The organism is Kocuria sp. SL71 (genome assembly GCF_026672465.1).
Classification (GTDB): domain Bacteria; phylum Actinomycetota; class Actinomycetes; order Actinomycetales; family Micrococcaceae; genus Kocuria; species Kocuria palustris.
The window spans coordinates 2,468,552-2,485,046 of sequence record NZ_JAPPRE010000001.1 but is presented as its reverse complement, the minus strand read 5'-3'; the positions used below and the strand labels follow the sequence as shown (position 1 = coordinate 2,485,046).

General features: G+C 69.5%; 15 protein-coding genes and 2 riboswitches. Of the genes, 7 read left to right on the top strand and 8 right to left on the bottom strand.

The window, feature by feature from the left end; all coding sequences use genetic code 11:
• Window positions 1–16: 16 nt before the first annotated feature.
• From OVA15_RS11320 to gcvP, 4 genes are all read right to left on the bottom strand, one after another.
• Window positions 17–1,447: an L-serine ammonia-lyase gene (locus tag OVA15_RS11320; protein ID WP_268145046.1), complete on the bottom strand. Its 1,431-nt coding sequence runs from the start codon at window positions 1,445–1,447 to the stop codon at window positions 17–19.
• Between the two features lie 7 nt (window positions 1,448–1,454).
• Window positions 1,455–1,835 carry a glycine cleavage system protein GcvH gene (gcvH, locus tag OVA15_RS11315; RefSeq protein WP_006214555.1) on the bottom strand — a complete coding sequence of 127 codons (381 nt, stop codon included), beginning with the start codon at window positions 1,833–1,835 and terminating at the stop codon, window positions 1,455–1,457.
• A gap of 91 nt (window positions 1,836–1,926) precedes the next feature.
• Complete coding sequence (gene gcvT, locus OVA15_RS11310; protein WP_137802861.1) at window positions 1,927–3,084, bottom strand: glycine cleavage system aminomethyltransferase GcvT; 1,158 nt, start codon at window positions 3,082–3,084, stop codon at window positions 1,927–1,929.
• The gene (gene gcvP / locus OVA15_RS11305) at window positions 3,081–6,146 is read right to left on the bottom strand and encodes an aminomethyl-transferring glycine dehydrogenase (RefSeq protein WP_268145044.1); all 3,066 of its coding nucleotides are present in this window, start codon (window positions 6,144–6,146) and stop codon (window positions 3,081–3,083) included. Before gcvP ends, gcvT begins: the two co-directional genes overlap by 4 nt.
• A gap of 41 nt (window positions 6,147–6,187) precedes the next feature.
• A riboswitch (glycine riboswitch) is annotated at window positions 6,188–6,292 on the bottom strand.
• Window positions 6,293–6,391, bottom strand: a riboswitch (glycine riboswitch).
• Between the two features lie 162 nt (window positions 6,392–6,553).
• On the opposite strand from gcvP, the gene OVA15_RS11300 reads away from it, so the two are divergent.
• From OVA15_RS11300 to OVA15_RS11285, 5 genes are all read left to right on the top strand, one after another.
• Window positions 6,554–7,582, top strand: a complete 1,029-nt coding sequence (locus tag OVA15_RS11300; protein WP_268145042.1) for a hypothetical protein — start codon at window positions 6,554–6,556, stop codon at window positions 7,580–7,582.
• Window positions 7,583–7,607: 25 nt separating this feature from the next.
• Window positions 7,608–8,153 (top strand): S-layer homology domain-containing protein, encoded by a 546-nt coding sequence (locus OVA15_RS11295; RefSeq protein WP_204782577.1) that lies wholly within the window; start codon window positions 7,608–7,610, stop codon window positions 8,151–8,153.
• Between the two features lie 23 nt (window positions 8,154–8,176).
• Entirely contained in the window at window positions 8,177–8,512 is a 336-nt protein-coding gene (locus tag OVA15_RS13300) for a hypothetical protein (RefSeq protein ID WP_326493292.1), read from the top strand.
• Between the two features lie 66 nt (window positions 8,513–8,578).
• Window positions 8,579–8,734, top strand: a complete 156-nt coding sequence (locus OVA15_RS13295) for a hypothetical protein (protein WP_326493291.1) — start codon at window positions 8,579–8,581, stop codon at window positions 8,732–8,734.
• Between the two features lie 32 nt (window positions 8,735–8,766).
• A complete protein-coding gene (locus OVA15_RS11285) occupies window positions 8,767–9,339 on the top strand; it encodes a mycothiol transferase (RefSeq protein WP_268145039.1) in 573 nt (190 codons plus the stop codon).
• Between the two features lie 3 nt (window positions 9,340–9,342).
• On the opposite strand, the gene OVA15_RS11280 is transcribed toward OVA15_RS11285, so the two are convergent.
• Together OVA15_RS11280 and OVA15_RS11275 are read right to left on the bottom strand one after the other, a co-directional pair.
• Window positions 9,343–9,888, bottom strand: a complete 546-nt coding sequence (locus OVA15_RS11280) for a hypothetical protein (RefSeq protein ID WP_268145038.1) — start codon at window positions 9,886–9,888, stop codon at window positions 9,343–9,345.
• Between the two features lie 504 nt (window positions 9,889–10,392).
• Entirely contained in the window at window positions 10,393–11,043 is a 651-nt protein-coding gene (locus tag OVA15_RS11275) for a DUF6318 family protein (protein ID WP_268145037.1), read from the bottom strand.
• 299 nt (window positions 11,044–11,342) lie between these two features.
• On the opposite strand from OVA15_RS11275, the gene OVA15_RS11270 reads away from it, so the two are divergent.
• The gene (locus OVA15_RS11270; protein ID WP_268145035.1) at window positions 11,343–12,614 is read left to right on the top strand and encodes an FUSC family protein; all 1,272 of its coding nucleotides are present in this window, start codon (window positions 11,343–11,345) and stop codon (window positions 12,612–12,614) included.
• Window positions 12,615–12,672: 58 nt separating this feature from the next.
• Entirely contained in the window at window positions 12,673–14,040 is a 1,368-nt protein-coding gene (locus tag OVA15_RS11265) for a galactokinase (protein WP_268145034.1), read from the top strand.
• 58 nt (window positions 14,041–14,098) lie between these two features.
• Here the strand turns inward: OVA15_RS11265 and OVA15_RS11260 are convergent, their stop codons facing one another.
• Together OVA15_RS11260 and OVA15_RS11255 are read right to left on the bottom strand one after the other, a co-directional pair.
• Entirely contained in the window at window positions 14,099–15,547 is a 1,449-nt protein-coding gene (locus OVA15_RS11260; protein WP_206390433.1) for a sugar porter family MFS transporter, read from the bottom strand.
• Between the two features lie 182 nt (window positions 15,548–15,729).
• The gene (locus tag OVA15_RS11255; protein WP_040560767.1) at window positions 15,730–16,389 is read right to left on the bottom strand and encodes an SDR family oxidoreductase; all 660 of its coding nucleotides are present in this window, start codon (window positions 16,387–16,389) and stop codon (window positions 15,730–15,732) included.
• Between the last annotated feature and the right edge of the window lie 106 nt (window positions 16,390–16,495).

The following is a 16,495-nucleotide window of genomic DNA, read 5'->3' as shown; positions in this document are numbered from 1 at the left end:
ACTCGGCGGGAGGGGGTCAGCACTCGACGACGTTGACGCCCACGTTGACCGCCAGGCCTCCGCGCGCGGTCTCCTTGTACTTCTCGGACATGTCCGCACCGGTCGAGCGCATGGTCTCGACCACCTGGTCCAGGCTCACGAAGCCCGGCTCGGACTCCTCGAACAGGGCCATGCGGGCCGCGTTGACGGCGGTGGCGGCTGCGATCGCATTGCGCTCGATGCACGGCACCTGCACCAGGCCGGCGATGGGATCGCAGGTCAGACCCAGGTGGTGCTCCATGGCGATCTCGGCGGCCTTCTCGACCTGCACCGGCGTGCCGCCCATGACCTGGGCGAGGCCGGCCGCAGCCATGGACGACGCCGAGCCGACCTCGCCCTGGCAGCCGACCTCGGCGCCGGAGATCGAGGCCTGCTCCTTGATCAGCGACCCCACGGCCGCCGCGGCCAGCAGGTAGTCCACGGTGATGTCCTCGCGCGAGCGCTTCTCCGGCCCGCGGGCGGCCGGGGTGTAGTGCGTGGCGTAGAACATCACGGCCGGCACGATGCCCGCCGCGCCGTTGGTGGGTGCGGTGACGATGCGCCCGCCCGAGGCGTTCTCCTCGTTGACGGTCAGCGCCACCAGGTTGACCCACTCGACCCAGTGCTGCGGGTCGAAATCGGTGTCGATCGCCTTGAGCCGTGCGTGCCACTCGGGCGCGCGGCGGCGCACCTTGAGCCCGCCGGGCAGCGGCCCCTCGCGCTCCAGGTTGGAGTTCTTGGAGTCCTCCATGACCTGGGCGATCTTGAGCACGCCCGCGCGGACCTCCTCCTCGGGACGGCGCGCCGCCTCGTTGGCCATCGCCAGCTCCGCCACCGAGATGCCATGGGACAGGCAGTGCCCCAGCAAGCCCTCCGCGTTGGAGTACGGGTACGGGATGGCGACGTCGCCCTCGTCCGGGATGGGGTCCTCCCCCTCCACCGGATCGACGAGCACGAACCCGCCGCCCACCGAGTAGGCCGTCCGCTCCGCCAGGACGTTGCCGTCGGCGTCGTAGGCGGCCATGGTCATGCCGTTGGGGTGGTACGGCAGCAGCGTGAGCGGGTGCTGGACGATGTCCTCGACGTGGAAGTCGAGCTCCACCGGCTCGTCGACGCCGTCCAGGGCATCGCCCACGCGCAGCGGGTGCCCGGCGGCCAGGGCCTCCTTGCGGGAGTCCATGGTGGCGGGCAGGACCTTGTCGGGCTGGTGGCCCTCCAGGCCGATGAGCACGGCGTCGAACGTGCCGTGCCCGCGGCCGGTGGATGACAGCGAGCCGTAGAGGTCGACCGCGATGCGGTCCAGACGCGGCAGCAGCCCCTCGCCCACCAGAGCGGCGATGAAATCGGCCGCCGCGCGCATGGGGCCCACGGTGTGGGACGACGACGGGCCCACGCCGATGCTGAAGAGATCGAAGATGCTGACGGTCATGTGATGATCAGTCCTCCTGCGCTGCGGCGTAGCCCTCCGGGCTGAGCAGCTCGCCCTCGGACTCCACCTCGACGGTGAAGAGCCAGGCAGCGCCGTAGGGATCCTCGTTGAGAGCGCCCGGGTTGTCCACGACGGCGTCGTTGATCTCGACGACCGTGCCGGTCACCGGCGAGTACAGCTCGGAGACCGACTTGGTCGACTCGACCTCGCCGCAGACCTCGCCTGCGGTGACGGAGGCACCGGCCTCGGGGAGGTCGACGTAGACGACCTCGCCCAGCGCGTCGACGGCGATCTGCGAGAGGCCGACCTTGGCCGGCGAGGAGGAGTCGATCCACTCGTGCTCAGCGGAGTAGCGGTAGTCCTTGTTGACCTTGTCCAGAGCGCTCATTGCCTGGTCCTTCCATGGTGGGGTCCTGCTGCGGGGTGGTGTCCAGCGCCGGGGCGGGCTGGCGTCATGCGGCGAGACAGCTGTCGTGCTGTCAGCTCTCGCGCTTGTAGAAGGGGAGCTTGACGACGCGGAACGGCGTGGGCTTGCCGCGCAGGTCCACATCGAGCTCGGTGCCGGGCTCGGTGAGCTCGGGGGACACGAAGGCCAGGGCGATCGCGTGGCCCAGGGTGGGGCTCGGGGCGCCGGAGGAGATCTCGCCGACCTTCTCGCCGTCCTTGAGCACCGCGTAGCCCGGGCGGGCCGCGCGCTTTCCGTCGTTGACCAGGCCGACCAGCTTGGAGGAGGGGCCCTCCTCCTTGATCTTCGCCAGGGCCTCGCGGCCCACGAAGGAGTCCTTGGTCTTCAGCGCGACGATCGGCAGGTTCGCCTGGTACGGGTTGATGTCCTCGGAGAGCTCGTGGCCGTGCAGCGGCATGCCGGCCTCCAGGCGCAGCGAGTCGCGTGCGGCCAGCCCGCAGGGCACCAGGCCATGGGGCTCCCCGGCCTTCTCGAGGACGCTCCACAGGCGCTCGGCCGCCGTCGGGTCGGACTCGATGTCGATGTAGATCTCGAAGCCGTCCTCGCCGGTGTACCCGGTGCGGGCCAGCTGCACGGGCAGCGGGCCCTCGGGGGTCGTGAAGACGACGTCCGTGATGGCGTAGTACTTCACGTCCTTCACGGCCTGCGCGGACTGGGTCTCCACGGCCTCGAGCAGCACGGCCTCGGAGGCCGGGCCCTGCACGGCGATCAGCGCGGTCGCCTCGGTGCGGTCCGTGATGGTGACGTCGAAGACGGTGCCGTCGGCGGCCGTGGTGCGCTCCTGGAACGCGGCCAGCGCGGCCGGGGTGTTCGACGCGTTGGGCACCACCAGGAAGGTCGTCTCGCCCAGGCGGTAGGTGATCAGGTCGTCGATCACTCCGCCGGCCTCGTTGCACAGCAGCGAGTACTTGGCCTTGCCGATCTCGATCGCGGACAGCCTGCCCACCAGCGCGTAGTCCAGGAACGCGGCGGCATCGGGGCCCTCGATGAGCAGCTCGCCCATGTGGGAGAGGTCGAACTGACCGGCGGCCTCGCGCACGGCCCTGTGCTCCGCCATGTCCGAGCCGTAGCGCAGGGGCATCCACCAGCCGCCGAAGTCGGTGAAGGAGGCGCCCAGCCGCTCGTGGACGGGGGTCAGAGCCGTGGGACGGGATGCTGCTTCGGTGCTCATCGTGCGTTCTCCTGGCTGGGCTGGACGGTGGTCTTGGTCTCGCTGTCAGCCTGGGGCTCGGCGGAGGTGTCCGACTCGGTCTCGTCGACCGTCTCGAAGGCCTCGGGCGGCGGGCAGCTGCACACGAGGTTGCGGTCGCCGTACGCGCCGTCGATGCGCCCGATCGGAGGGAAGTACTTGTCCACCCGCAGGCTCGGCACCGGGAAGGCCGCGGTCTCGCGGGAGTACGCGCGGTCCCAGTCGTCCGAAACGAGTGCTGCGGCCGTGTGCGGGGCGTGGCGCACGACGGAGTCGGCCTCCTCGACCTCGCCGTCGACGACCTGCTGGATCTCGCCGTGGATCGAGATCATGGCCTCGATGAAGCGGTCCATCTCGGCCTTGTCCTCGGACTCGGTCGGCTCGACCATGAACGTGCCGCTGACCGGGAAGGACTCGGTGGGAGCGTGGAAGCCGTAGTCGATCAGACGCTTGGCCACGTCCGCGACCTTGATGCCCGAGACATCCGTGAGCTTGCGCAGATCCAGGATGCACTCGTGGGCGACCAGGCCGTTCTCGCCCGTGTAGAGCACCGGGAAGTGCTCGTTGAGGCTGCGGGCGATGTAGTTCGCGTTCAGCAGGGCCACGGCGGAGGCGCGGGTCAGGCCGTCGCCGCCCATCAGGGCCAGGTAGGCCCACGAGATAGGCAGCACGCCGGTGGAGCCCCAGCGGGTGCTGGTCACGGGCAGGCCGCGGCCGTTCGCGGCGGCATCGGTCGGCTGGTCGACGTCGTGGCCGGCGTCCGAGGCGCCGCCCACGGTCGGGCGACCGGGATCGCCCTCGAGCGGATCTCCGGGCAGGAAGGGCACCAGGTGCTCGGCCACGGCCACCGGGCCGACGCCCGGGCCGCCGCCGCCGTGCGGGATGCAGAAGGTCTTGTGCAGGTTCAGGTGCGAGACGTCGCCGCCGAACTGGCCCGGCTGGGCGAGTCCGACCATCGCGTTGAAGTTCGCGCCGTCCAGGTAGACCTGGCCGCCAGCGTCGTGGATCTTGCCGCAGACCTCGCGGACGTCCTCCTCGAAGACGCCGTGCGTGGACGGATAGGTGATCATGATGCCGGCGATCGAGCCCTCGTTGTCCGCGATGGCCTTGTCCAGGTCCTCGTGATCGACGGTGCCGTCGGGCGCGGTCTTCACGACGCGCACGCGCAGCCCGGCCAGCACCGCGGAGGCGGCGTTGGTGCCGTGGGCCGAGGCCGGGATCAGCACGAGGTCGCGGGACTCGTCGCCGCGCGAGATGTGCCAGCGGCGGATCGCCAGCAGGCCGGCGAGCTCGCCCTGGGAGCCGGCGTTCGGCTGGATCGAGACCTTGGCGTAGCCGGTCAGCTCGGCCAGGCGGGACTCGAGGTCCTCGACCAGGTGCTGCCAGCCCTGCATGCGCCAGGCCGGGGAGTAGGGGTGGACGTCCGCGAACTCGGGCCAGGTGATCGAGGCCATCTCGACGGCGGCGTTGAGCTTCATGGTGCACGAGCCCAGCGGGATCATGGTGCGATCCAGCGCCAGGTCGCGATCCGAGAGGCGGCGCAGCCAGCGCATCATGGAGGTCTCGGAGCGGTGGGTGTTGAAGACCTCGTGGGTCAGGAACTCGGAGGTGCGCGCCAGCTGCTCGGGCAGCACGGGGGCTGCGGTGGAGTCCACCTCGGCCGCCTCCGTCACGCCGAAGGCGCCGAGCACGTCCAGGACGTCCTGCGCGGATGCGCGCTCATCCGCGGAGACGCCCACGTGGTCGTCGTCCACACGGCGCAGGTCGATGTCGTTCTCGGCGGCGGCTGCGAGGATCTCGTCGGCGCGGCCCGGGACGCGGGCCACGACGGTGTCGAAGACCTGATCGGAGACCAGCTCGATGCCGGCATTCTGCAGGGCATCGACGATCGTGCGGGCACGGCTGTGGACGCGACGGGCGATCCGGCGCAGCCCGTCCGGGCCGTGGTAGACGGCGTAGCAGGCGGCGACCTCGGCCAGCAGCGCCTGGGCGGTGCAGATGTTGGAGGTGGCCTTCTCGCGGCGGATGTGCTGCTCGCGGGTCTGCAGGGCCAGGCGGTAGCCGGGGCGGCCGGTGCCGTCGTGGGACACGCCGACCAGGCGGCCGGGCAGGCTGCGCTGCAGGTCCGAGCGCACCGCCATGAAGGCGGCGTGCGGGCCGCCGGCGAACAGCGGGACGCCGAAGCGCTGCGAGGTGCCCACGGAGATGTCCGCGCCCATCTCGCCCGGTGACTTCACGAGGGTCAGGGCCAGCAGATCGGCCACGACGGTCGCCATGGCGCCGGCGCCCTTGGCCTGGGCGATGACGTCGGTCCAGTCGTGGACCTTGCCGGAGGAGCCCGACTGCTGGAGGATCACGCCGGCGATGCCGTTCTCGCGCTCGAGCTGCTCCTGCGGGATGCCCTGCGAGAGGTCCAGGATCTCCAGGTCCATGCCCACGGCGCGGGCGCGGCCCGGGATGACGGCCAGGTGCTGCGGGAAGAGATCCGCATCCACCAGGATCGCGCCGTTCTTGGCCTTGCGGTTGGCGCGCTTCATCAGCAGCGCGGCCTCGACGACGGCGGAGGACTCGTCCAGCAGCGACGCGTTGGCGATGTCCAGGCCGGTGAGGTCCTGGACCATGGTCTGGTAGGTCAGCAGCAGCTCGAGGCGGCCCTGCGAGATCTCGGGCTGGTACGGGGTGTAGGCCGTGTACCAGGCCGGGGACTCGAGCAGGTTGCGCTGGATGACCGCGGGGGTGTCGGTGCGGTAGAAGCCCTGGCCGATCATCGGGCGGCCCGGCTCGTTCTGATCTGCGATGCTGCGCAGGGCGCTGAGGACCTCGGCCTCGCTGAGGGCGTCGGGAAGGTCCAGCTCGCGGTCCATGCGGATCGACGCCGGCACAGCCTGATCCACGAGCTCTGCCAGCGAGCCCACGCCCACGGCGCTGAGCAGCTGGTCGATCTCCTGGCCGCGCGGGCCCACGTGGCGGTCCACGAAGGCCAGTGCGTCGGAGCTGACGCCCGAGGCGCTCACGGCGCTGTCAGCAGGTGCGGAAGGGCTCATTGGGGAACTCCTTGGTCTGAGGGGGCACGCCCCGGCCGGTTCCTCCCCGCTCTGTCATGGGACCTGAGAGTTTCCGCGGGTGGGCCCGCTTGCTCCGTCGGTGCCGGTCACGACCTGGGGGTCGATCCCGGGCTTTCCAGAGGTGCCGAGCGATCCCGGTGCCGGTGCCTGAGAGTTTCCCGGGGAGGGTTGCTCCTACGGCGCCCGCACGGCGGTGTCCGCGGGGTCTCTCCCGGAACCGCTCATCGGCGTGGTCTGTCGTCTTCCGGTGTGAGGGTACCCCGCGTCACAGAGCGTCTCCAAGATGACGGAGTCTCTGTGGGCTCACCCAGATTTGTAGCCTGAAGACCCCCCCAGTGCCCACAAGCGGCCCGTTCAGATCCCCCGAACAAAGGCCTATCGCCCATATGACCCCCCACGCCGCAGGAAGGCCCCGGCGCCCTGCCGCTCTGTCCTCGACCGCCGCCGGACACGGCCCCTCACGCCGCGCAGTCCTGGCAGCCACGGCGGCGGCCCTCACCGTCAGCGCCGCCGGGGCAGCGGCGACGCAGGCTTCGGCCGCCGAGCGGCCGCTCGTGCTGTGGGGCAGCTCGTCGGCCGCCTCCTATGCCAGCGCCATCACCGACGGCTTCCGGGTGGTCCATCTGGACACCGAACTCGCCAGGCTGCTGGGAACGACCGTCACATCGGAGGCCACGCCCGCCGCTCGGTCGCCCGAGATCCTGATGGCCCGCTCCGAGAAGGCCGCCGCGCGCCTGGACTTCTGCTACATGGGAGCAGCCGGAATGCTCCCCGCCTCGGGCACCCTGGTCCTGCCCACCCTGGATCGCCGCGTGCCCGAGTCCGGTCGCTCCTACCCCGGCACCATCGACGGGGTCCCGTTCGACCTGCGCTATGTCGCCGGGACCAACCGCAAGGTGGAGATCCGCCGGGCGCGGCCAGGCTCCTCCGTGCACGTGGGGGTCTCCGCCCGCTCCCGCTGGGTCACCGATCTCGAGACGCGGCATCGCGGCAGCACCCACCTGCTGTGGATGGGCAAGAACAACATCGGCGACATCGATCGCGTCCTGGCCGACACCCGGGCCGCCTACGACGTCGAGCCGCAGTCGACTCTCGTCCTGGGCCATTGGAAGAACTTCCTGGACACACCCGGCACCGCAGCCTATTCCCAGGTGGACACCGTCAACCGGGCCTATGCCCGCGAGTACGGGGCTCAGTACCTGGACATCAATGCCGTGCTCACGGATCCGCAGCGCTGGCAGCATCCCGAGCTGCGCCGCTACAGCGTCGGCTCCACGGCAGCCGACCGTCAGCGCGCGTCATGGGGCATGGCCCCGCTCGAGCTCAAGGGCGACAGCTACCACCTCAACCGCTTCGGCTACCTGATCGTCGCGACCGCCATCGCCGAGAAGCTGCGCGCTCTCGGCTGGTACTGAGCCGACGACCCCGAAAGGACTTCTCATGGCGACATTCCGGGACATCAGCAGCCGATCCGCCTTCGCGGCGGAGATCGGGCGGGTCTCCGATCTCGGCTACCTCCGCGGCTGGGGCGACGGCACCTTCCGGCCCCTGAGCACCATCAAGCGCGACGCCATGGCCGCGGTGTTCCACCGCATGGCCGGCTCGCCGGACTTCACCGCGCCGGGGCGATCGCCGTTCACCGACGTGCGCCCCGGCCAGCAGTTCTACCGGGAGATGTGCTGGGCGCGGGAGCGCGGTCTGCTCAACGGCTGGAGCGACGGCACGTTCCACCCGCTGGACCCGATCGACCGCAATGCCACCTGCGCGCTGTTCTACCGCGCGGCCGGGTCTCCGGCGTTCGCCGCACCGGCTCGCTCGCCCTTCCGGGACCTCACGCCGCGCTCCGCGTTCTACAAGGAGATCTGCTGGGCCCGCAGCGTCGGGATCACCACCGGCTGGGCGGACGGGACCTTCCGCCCGCTGGAGTCCACAGCGCGCAATGCCATGGCGGCGTTCATCAGGCGCTTCGACCTGGCCGTGGGCTGAGGCCGCATGGGATCGTCGTCCGCATGACGACGAATCCCCTGCCCTCAGCCGCCGTCGAGCAGCTGCAGTGGCACTGGCAGAACCTGCTGCGCCCTCGACTGGAGGGACTCACGGACGAGGAGCTCCTCTGGGACCCCACCGGCGATGACCAGCAGGCGTGGACGGTGCACTCCGCCGACGAGCAGCGCACCGCGCACCAGGCCGGGGCCGGTGACCTGGTCATCGACTTCGACCTCGTCGAGGGGCAGCCGCAGCCGTTCACGACGATCTCGTGGCGGCTGGGGCACGTGATCGTGGGCGTGCTGGCCGCGCGCAGCCACAGCCACTTCGACGGCCCCAAGGCCTCCTACGGCACGTGAGAGTTCGCGGCCACCGCCGACTACGCGCTGGCGAAGCTCGATCGCGAGGTCGACGGCCTGCGCAACGTGGACCACGAGCGCATGCAGCAGCCATGCGGTCCGACCGGAGGGCCGTGGGGCGAGCGGCCCTTCGGTAACCTGGTCCTGCACATCAACCGCGAGGTCATTCACCTTCTTGCCGAGGTCGCGCTGCTGCGGGATCTCTGGGCCCATCGCGGCTGAGCCTGTTCAGCCCCAAGCAAGAGGAGGCTCGCATGCCCTTCTTCACCCGCCAGGTCACCACCGAGCACGATGCGCTGGCCGCCTTTGCCGCCCAGCAGATCCGCCAGGTCGCCACGACACTCCAGGGCCTCGACGCCGAGCAGCTGCGCAGGACGCCCGCCGCCAGCCAGATGAGCCTCGGCGGCATCGCCCGGCACTGCCTGTTCGTGGGCAATGAGGGGATCTTCGCCGCGCTCGATCCAGCCCGCGCCCGGACCCACGGCACCCGGGACTTCCAGGCCGGCGTCCCCTCCGCAGACGCGGTCCACGACGACGACACCGCCGAGTCCCTGATCACCGCCCTGCATGACATGGCCGCCTGGGTCGAGCACACGGTTCCGTCGGTGGACCTGGAGGCCCGCATCCCGGTTCCGGACAAGCCGTGGTTCCCGGATGACGTGGAGTCCTGGCTTGTGCGCTGGGTGGTGCTCCACGCGATCGAGGAGTACGCCCGCCATGCCGGTCATGCCGACATCCTGCGCGAGCAGATCGACGACAAGGGCGCCTACGAGCTCAACGCCCTGGCCGACGGCGAGCCGTGGGCCCCAGAGGACTGGGAAGCCTGAGGCTCAGCAGCCGACGCCGCCGGGGTTGTCGAAGCAGTCGTCGGCGTAGTTGCGCACGGTCGAGCGCCAGACGCTGAGTGCGACGGGGTCGCTGCTGACCGTGCTGGTGCCGTCGACCGGCAGCCAAGGGCCACCGCTGACCGAGTACTCGCCCGCGAACTCAGTGGTCAGCACCACCGACACGTCGCCGGTGTCGGCGTACTGGTGACTCGTATCGGTGGGCTCATCCCACGAGCCCGCAGGAAGCGGACCGCCGCTGAGCTCCGTGGGGCCGAAAGTCGTCCCATCGCCGTAGTCCCAGGTGAACGACACCGGGGTCACTCGCACCTGGACGGGGAAGCCCGCCAGTTCGGTGTCGAAGACCTGGTCCTCCGCTGAGGCGTACATGTTGGTGTGCAGACCCACGAGCGTGTCCGGCGTCGGCTCCACCGCGGTCACCGCCGGACTCACCTCGAGCCGACGGAGGTCCTCGACGGTGAAGACCGGCAGCGGCATGGGCTCATCGTCCTCAGGAAGCTGGTCCGAGGGTGAGCAGATGGGGTCACTCACTCTTGTCGTGCTGTCTCCTGAAACAGCGAACTCGACATAAAGATTCTGGCCAGCCGAACCATCCGCCATGGTGCACGATTCTCGCTCTGTGCAGTCATCACCACCCCCGGAACCTGCGCAGACATCGACCAGCGAGTAGTCAGCGGTCTCAACACTTGGCGCTGACCGCTCGCCGTCTTCATGTTCGCTCTGCGTCGAAAACTGCCGAAGAACCCTTTGAAATTGCTCGACATCCTCCGGGGAGATTTCATTTACCCAATCAGGAGCTGAAGACGCTGGTGAATTCTTGTTCGGCATTGAATCGTAACTGTCGTCACTAAAATTGGCCTCAAACGACAGCTCCACGCCAGCGCCAGCCGCTCTTGCATGGGCTGATCCGGCGGTTCCGCGAGAACCTGCAGCCCTAACGGGACCTTCATCGGCACTTGCGGCGGGACACGCGAAGGAAGTAAGAAGTACAGCAATGGCCACAGACCCTGATCGACCCATCCGCACGACGACAACCTAAACAGCGATTGGTGTTGGCTGAATCAACACCCAGCCGCCGCCGTCGTGGCTCAAATGGAAATATATTGGATCCTCTTCACCCGAAATTGGATCTACAGTATCCCAAACCTGACCACTTGCATCCCAAACTGTCAGGCCTTCAAAATCGACTTCAGCGCGAGGGGATGGGTAGCCATACGAATCCACGGGCATGTCGGAGTCAATGATTTTGATATTCTCTCGCCCTGATGTTGCCCACCCTCCTTCATCATATATTCTTTCAATATCTTCGAACTCCACCGCGCACTTTTCACATTCCTCCGCCGTGATCTCCCTGATCAGCGACGTATCCCCCGTCTGCCAGGCATATGCGCGCGTATCAGCGAGGTAATCGAGGAACGCCTGAGCCCCCTCGTAGCTCTCCTCATCGGCCAGCGTGGGCTTCTCCGGCTTGGGGACGTTCTGCGCAGGGCCGTCGGCGGAGGCCTCGACGTACTCTCCGTCGCTGCCTGGCGACTTGTCAGTCGCCGCCTCGGAGGAGGAAGAGGCCGCCTCGGAGGCCGTGCTGCTGGAGGCGTCGTCGGGGCCGTCGTCCGTCGGGGTGCAGGCCGTCAGCAGCACTGCTGCGACCATTGCGGCGGCAGGCAGGACGAGGGATCTCGCGGTCATCGGATGGCCTCCGGCTCGATGCCCCTGCAGTCTCAGGCGCATGACGACAAGTGCCGTGATCGTAGGCCGCAGTCACAGCGTCACGACAGGGGGTCGTCGAGACCTGTGGATGACCCGGACGAACGTGCGTCACAGCAGGTCACGGGTCGAATCTTCATGAACAGTCACGGCAGAAATCCGTCGCCTGCACCCATCGACCCGAGGCCATGCGGACCGCTAAAGTGACCGGCGCGTAGATCTCTTCTCGCGCCCCTCAAGCATCTGATCCCGGGCACTCGCCCCGCTTGAACAGGACTGCCGTGCGCCTCTCCTCCCCGCCGTCGTCGGCCTCGCGCGACGACGATGATTCGCTGCTGCGCCCCTGGCACAACAGCACGATCAACTCGTCGCGCCTGCTGCTAGCCCTCAAGGCGGCGCTGGCCTGCATGCTCGCCTACATGGTCGCCCCGTTCATGCCGGGCGTCGTGGCGCAGTACCCCTACTACGCCCCTCTGGGCGCGCTCGTGGCGATGTACCCGAGCCTCACGGGCTCGCTGCGCACTGCGGGGCAGACGCTTCTGGGACTGGGCGTGGGCATGCTCCTGGCCCTGACAGTCCAGCTCACGCCGTGGCCGGTGGTCATCACCCTGTTCCCCGCCATCGCCCTCGGCGTCATCCTGGCGGGCGTCCGCAGGTTCGGGGCCGGGGCGGACTACATCCCCATCACCGCGCTGTTCGTGCTGGTGGTGGGCGGGCCCAACGCCGACAACTACTCGCTGGGCTACATCGTCCAGATGGCCACCGGCGCCACGATCGGGCTGATCGTGAACTACGTGGTGGCTCAGCCCGTCGATTTCCGCTCCGCGTCCCTGGAGCTGGGACGGATCGAGCGGCTGATGGTGTTCTATCTGCGCGACGTCGCCATGGAGGTCCGCACGCCCGGCTCGACCTCGCGCACCGACTGGGTGGAGGTCAACTACCAGCTCGCCTCGGTCGCCGCGGAGGTCCGCGGCGTCGTCGAAGCCACCGCCTCCACCGCCAAGGGCAACCCGCGCATGATGCTGCCCAACAAGAAGGGTCAGGACCCCGGTCTGGCCCGTCTGATCCGCGTGGAGCACGTCTCCTTCTACATGCGCGACCTCACCGACGCCCTGCGCAGGCTGTTCGCCGAGGACGGCTCCCACATGGTGGTCCCCGCCGACGTCTCCCGCGAGCTCGAGCGCACGCTGCGCGCCGTCGCCGAGGTCATGCGCGTGGCATGGAAGGTGGACACCGACTCGTTCTCGACCATGACCACCTCCCTGTCGATCGTGCCGTTGAACCTGGACGACGAGGAGAAGGACGAGGTCCAGATCCTGGCCGCGCGGGCCCGTGCGCGGGTGAGCGATCTCTCGAACGTCCTGGAGAACCTCGAGATGCGCAACAGCTGGGACCACTGGTGGCTGGTCACCGTGGGCACAGACCTGGAGCGCGTTCTGCAGGTGGTCACGACCCACGGCGCGTCGAACCCGCCGCCCAAGCCGCGCCGGTCGTTCCGACCGCGGCGCACCGCGCAGGGCAGTGGCACGCAGCACGAGCGGCGCCTGCGCTGATAGCGCGTCCGGCACCGGGTCTAGAGTGGGGCGCACTTCTCAGCACCAGGAGGCCCCCGTGCACCAGCCCCACCCCGCGGAGCCGGGATCTGCCGCACCCGAATGGGTGCCGCACCCCGACAATGCGGTGATCGCGCGCAGCGGTCTCGAGAACTTCGAGAGGGTCTTCGGCCGCAGGCCGGAAGGCATCTGGCAGTCCCCGGGCCGCGCGAACCTCAACGGAGAGCACATCGACTTCCTGGGCGGGCGCTGCCTTCCGCTGGCCCTGCCCTACGGAACGCTCGTGGCTGCAGCACCGCGCACCGACGGCCTCCTGCGCATGCGCACCCTGGAGCCCACGCTGGACGAGGGGATCGTCGAGGTCCGCGTGGAGGACATCGGCCCGGGCCGTCCCGAGGGCTGGACCGGCTACGTGGCCGGCGCCCTGTGGGGCCTGCACGAGGTCGCGGAGCGCACCCCCGGGATCAGCATCCCCGAGGGCTTCGGAGCCGACATGCTGATCCGCTCCACTCTTCCCGTGGGCGGCGGCCTGTCGTCCTCGGCCGCGCTGGAGTGCGCCTCGATCCTCGCCTTCGCGGGGATGATCACCGGCTCCGACGAGCACGACGACGCCCGCCGCGCAGCCCTGGCCCACGCCTGCATGATGGCGGAGGTCCGCGTGGTGGGTGCCAACACCGGCGGGCTGGATCAGACCGCGAGCCTGCGTTCCCACGCCGGCCAGGTGGTCTCCCTGGACTGCCGCGACTTCTCGATCACCTACCGCTCGGCCGACGCGCTGCTGGATGGGCACCGGCTCATCGGCGTGGACACGCGCACGCCGCACTGGCTCGGCGGGCACGAGTTCTCCTCCCGCCGCCTGGACGCCGAGGCAGCCGCCCGATTCCTGGGCGCCGACCGCCTGCGGGACCTCCTGCCGGAGACCCCGTCCCAGGACGACGTCGAGACCGTCCTGCGCCGCTGGGAGGATGCCGCGCCCACCGCCGAGCAGCTCGAAGGCCGCGACCCCGGCGACGCCTTCCGCCGCCTGCGCCACGCCCTCACGGAGATGCTGCGCTCCGAGCAGATCGACGCCCTGCTCGCCGGCGAGACGGGGGTTTCGGTCCCCTGCGCCGTCGGGCGGATCCTCACCAGCGGACACGCCTCCATGCGCGACGACGCCGAGGCCTCGTTCGCCGCCGCCGACCTCATCGTGGACACAGCGCTGTCCGCCGGCGCCGACGGCGCACGGCTGATCGGCGGCGGCTTCGGCGGGTCGGTGCTCATGCTGGTCCCCGAGCAGAACGTGGAGGCGGTCACGGAGGCTGTGGCCGCAGCCGTCGTGAAGGCGCACCTGCCGAGCGTGCGCTTCCTGGACATCCAGCCGGCCGACTCGGGCCACCTGGTCTGCCGGGACTGCCTGGAGCTCGCCGGGATGGGCTGCAGCTGACACGCGGCGGCGCCGCCGACCATGATGGCCGACGGCGCTGCAGGGGATCGTCAGAGGATCAGCGGCGGTGGATCTGCTTCAGCTCACCGGCGGCGAAGGACTCCTCGATCTGCTCGAGGGAGCGCCCCTTGGTCTCCGGGACGAAGCGCCAGAAGAAGAGCAGGCACAGCGCGCCCAGACCCGAGAAGAGGAAGAACGTCACGGTGATGCCGGTGGCCGAGACCACCTGCGGGAACAGCAGGGTCACTGTGGCGTTGGCCAGCCACATCATCAGCACCGAGATCCCGATGCCCGCCCCGCGGAACTTCAGCGGGAAGATCTCGGCCAGGATGATCCACGCGCCGAAGCCGATCGAGGCCTGCATGCAGCCCACGAACAGCACCACGAAGATCAGGATGAAGATCGCCCGCCCCAGCCCCTCGGGCAGCAGCAGGGCGCTCAGCCCGATCAGCAGGTGCATGGACGTGATGCCCGTGAAGCCGAAGATCATCAGCCGGCGTCGTCCCACGCGGTCGATCAGGGCCATGCCGGTGAGCATGCCGATCACGGCGATCACGCCGTTGGCCACGTTGGCGATCAGGGCGGCCGAGGACGAGAAGCCCGCCTGCTCCAGCAGCAGCGTGCCGTAGTACATGACGGAGTTGATGCCGGAGAGCTGCTGGGACACGGCCACGCCGATGCCGATCAGCAGCACGCGGCGCACCCAGGGCTCGGTGCGCAGAGTCGCCAGCCCGCCCTCGTGCTCAGCCGCATCGCGAGCGGCCAGCCCCTCGACCTCCACGAGCTCTGCCTTGGCGCGCTCCGGAGTGCGGACCCGCTCCAGGACCTTCAGCGCGGCATCGCGGTCGCCCTGGGCCAGCAGCCAGCGCGGCGACTCCGGCATGCGCAGCATCCCGAAGAACAGCGCCAGCGCCGGCAGCGCGGCCACGGCCAGCATCACGCGCCAGTGCCCGGGGACCTCGTAGAACGCGCTGCCGATGATCGCGTTGATCAGGAACGCCAGCAGCTGACCGACCGCGATCATGACCTCGTTGCGCCCGGACATGGCCCCGCGGCGCTCGGTGGGGGCCATCTCCGAGAGGTAGACCGGCACGGTGACCGAGGCTCCGCCCACAGCCAGGCCCAGGACCACGCGGAAGGCCACCATGACACCGGCTGTCGGGGCGAGCACGCAGCCCAGGGCGCCGACGAAGAAGAGGACCGCCATGGCCAGGATCGTGCGCCGACGTCCCCAGCGGTCCGAGCAGCGCCCGCCGATGATCGCGCCGACTGCGGCGCCGATCAGCAGCGACGACGTCACGACGCCCTGCTCCATCGGAGAGAGATCCAGCGCCCCGGGCTCCGACATGGGGCCCAGGGCGCCGTTGATCACGCCGGTGTCGTAGCCGAAGAGAAGGCCGCCGAAGGTCGCGACGACCACCAGCTTGTCCAGGAAGCGCGAATGCTTCCCGGACGTCAGGGGAGGCAGGCCCGTCCCCTGCGCCCGACCGGTTCGCACCTGACTCATTCTCAATCCTCCGCGACCCCGCGGGACCTCCATGTCCCGCGTCTTCGGAGACTGACACTAGCCCGATCCTCGAGATGGCACGCACCGGGGCCGGTCCCTGCATGGCAGACGACGGCCGCGAACGAGCTTCCAGCTCGCTCGCGGCCGTCGTCGTGACCGTGCGCCTTCTGCAGGCGCCCTGATCAGGAAGCGGAGATAGCCTCCGCGATCGGGGTGTCGCCGTCCACGAAGTTGATCTTGCGCCCGATCGTGGTGTCGTCCGACAGGACCGCATGGGCCACAGCGGCGACGTTGGCGCGCGAGGTGTCGGCGTTGTCCGGCTGCTGGCCCTCGGGCAGCACGGTGATCTTCCCGGAGGCGTCGTCGAGGGTCAGCATGCCCGGGCCCAGGATGGTCCAGCGCAGCGAGGACTTCTTCAGGTGCTCATCCGCCTGGGTCTTGCCCTCGGCATAGGCGAAGAAGTCGTCGGATTCGTCCACGCCGTGATCCGGACCGGCGCCCAGGTAGGACACCATCACGTACCGGCCCACGCCGGCCTTCTCGGCGGCGTCCATGGTGCGGATCGCGGCGTCGCGGTCCACCGCCCAGGTGCGCTCGGGGTCGCCGCCGCCGGCGCCGGCGGACCAGATGACGACGTCCACGCCCTCGAACTCGTCCGAGAGCTGCTCGGTGGACAGCTGCTGGACATCGAGGACCTTGGCGGTGGCCCCGGTCTGCTCGATGTCCTCGACCTGGTCCTGGCTGCGGATCCACGAGGTGACCTCGTCGCCCGCCTCGACCAGCAGGGGAGCCAGCCGCAGCGCGACCTTGCCGTGGCCGCCGATGATCGCGATGTTCGTCATGATCTGCTCCGTTTCCCGGGGGCGGTTCGAGACCCGTCCCCGTCCTCGAGTGATGCCTCCATCATGCCTCCGCCCCTCGCCGCGATGAAGGGTGTTCGCCGACGGC

Bases quoted from the DNA above. Each gene is read 5' to 3' on its own strand.
- OVA15_RS11320 (WP_268145046.1), bottom strand. From the start codon at position 1,447: ATGACCGTCAGCATCTTCGATCTCTTCAGCATCGGCGTGGGCCCGTCG.
- gcvH (WP_006214555.1), bottom strand. From the start codon at position 1,835: ATGAGCGCTCTGGACAAGGTCAACAAGGACTACCGCTACTCCGCTGAG.
- gcvT (WP_137802861.1), bottom strand. From the start codon at position 3,084: ATGAGCACCGAAGCAGCATCCCGTCCCACGGCTCTGACCCCCGTCCAC.
- gcvP (WP_268145044.1), bottom strand. From the start codon at position 6,146: ATGAGCCCTTCCGCACCTGCTGACAGCGCCGTGAGCGCCTCGGGCGTC.
- OVA15_RS11300 (WP_268145042.1), top strand. From the start codon at position 6,554: ATGACCCCCCACGCCGCAGGAAGGCCCCGGCGCCCTGCCGCTCTGTCC.
- OVA15_RS11295 (WP_204782577.1), top strand. From the start codon at position 7,608: ATGGCGACATTCCGGGACATCAGCAGCCGATCCGCCTTCGCGGCGGAG.
- OVA15_RS13300 (WP_326493292.1), top strand. From the start codon at position 8,177: ATGACGACGAATCCCCTGCCCTCAGCCGCCGTCGAGCAGCTGCAGTGG.
- OVA15_RS11285 (WP_268145039.1), top strand. From the start codon at position 8,767: ATGCCCTTCTTCACCCGCCAGGTCACCACCGAGCACGATGCGCTGGCC.
- OVA15_RS11275 (WP_268145037.1), bottom strand. From the start codon at position 11,043: ATGACCGCGAGATCCCTCGTCCTGCCTGCCGCCGCAATGGTCGCAGCA.
- OVA15_RS11260 (WP_206390433.1), bottom strand. From the start codon at position 15,547: ATGAGTCAGGTGCGAACCGGTCGGGCGCAGGGGACGGGCCTGCCTCCC.
- OVA15_RS11255 (WP_040560767.1), bottom strand. From the start codon at position 16,389: ATGACGAACATCGCGATCATCGGCGGCCACGGCAAGGTCGCGCTGCGG.